The sequence below is a fragment of the Actinokineospora sp. genome, from assembly GCF_050699995.1.
In the GTDB taxonomy this organism is placed as follows: domain Bacteria; phylum Actinomycetota; class Actinomycetes; order Mycobacteriales; family Pseudonocardiaceae; genus Actinokineospora.
The window spans coordinates 1-1,351 of record NZ_JBOHGC010000462.1; the positions used below are offsets into that span (position 1 = coordinate 1).

2 protein-coding genes are annotated in these 1,351 nt (G+C 67.9%); both read right to left on the reverse strand.

Features of this window, described 5'->3' with window-relative positions; genetic code table 11:
- On the reverse strand, window positions 1–350 hold a 350-nt coding region (locus ACRDSQ_RS22890; protein WP_431423916.1), incomplete at its 3' end, for an ABC transporter permease.
- A 134-nt stretch (window positions 351–484) separates the two neighbouring features.
- Window positions 485–1,351, reverse strand: an 867-nt coding sequence (locus tag ACRDSQ_RS22895) for an ABC transporter permease (RefSeq protein WP_431423918.1), incomplete at its 5' end; no start/stop codon positions are given.

The following is a 1,351-nucleotide window of genomic DNA, read 5'->3' on the forward strand; positions in this document are numbered from 1 at the left end:
ATGCTCGGTCGCGTCACCGCCACGAGCACCAGCGCCAGCAGGAAGGTCGGAATGACCAGGAAGAACTCGGTGATCCGCATCAACAGGTCACCGGGGCGTCCGCCATAGTAGCCGGCGGCCGACCCGACGAGCACGCCGATCACCCCCGACGTGGTCGCGGCGAGCACACCGACCATCAGCGAGACTCGGGCGCCGTGAAGCACGCCCGTCCAGATGTCGCGCCCCAGATCGTCGGTGCCAAACAGGTGGCCGCGGCTCGGCGCCGCGAGCGGACTCTCGCTCATCGCGCGTGGCGACCCGGCGCCCACGACCCCTGCCAGCGCCGCGGCGGCAATAAGGATGCCCAGCATTGCCGCCCCCCCAACAGCCGCCCGATTGCGCGCGAACCGCTGCAGGAACGTCGCGGGCGGCCTGGCGCGCGCCCGCCCTGCTGCGGGGGCCGGCGATGCCGACGCCGGGCCGACGACCTCACGCATCGGCCGCGTCACGCATACTGAATCCGCGGGTCGAGGACGCAGTAGAGGATGTCCACCAGCAGATTCGCCAGAATGACGCCGATCGACACGAACATGAACGTGCCGACGATGACGGGATAATCGCGCGTCTGCAGCGCCGTGAATGTCAGCGTGCCCACGCCCGGCCACGCGAACACCGTTTCGGTCAGGACGGCGCCGCCGATCATGCGGCCGAGATCGATGCCGGTGATCGTCACCACCGGCAGCAATGCGTTGCGCAGCGCATGATGGCGGGTGACCCGGCGCTCGCTCAGGCCCTTCGCCCACGCGGTCCGCACATAGTCCTGGGAGAGCACCTCGAGCATGCTGGCGCGGGTCAGGCGAACGTAGAGGGCCAGGTTGACCAGCCCCAGCGTGAATGCCGGCAGGAGCAAATGCCTCAGGACATCCCAGACCGCCGCCAGACCGGCGATCTCCTCGCGAGATGACCGCATGCCGCCCGAGGGCAGCAGGCCCAGCGTCGTGCTGAACAGGAGAATGAACAGCAGTCCCGACCAGAAAACCGGCATGGAGTAGCCAATGAGGGCCACGCCGGTCGAGGCGTTGTCCAGCAGAGAGTAGGGCCGTCGGGCCGCCGCCGCGCCGAGCGACACCCCGGTCACGAGCGCAAAGACTAGCTGCGAGGCCATGAGCAGAACGGTCGCCGGCAACCGCTGCAGAATCAGCCCGATGACGGGCTGATTGAAATACAACGAATAGCCGAGATCCCCCCGGAAGACCCGCTGGAGATAGACCGCCAGCTGCGTGAGCACCGGCTGATCCAGGCCATACTCGCGTCGAACCCGCTCCCGGAACTCGGCCGTTGACCCGTATTCGCCCACCAGGATATTGACCGG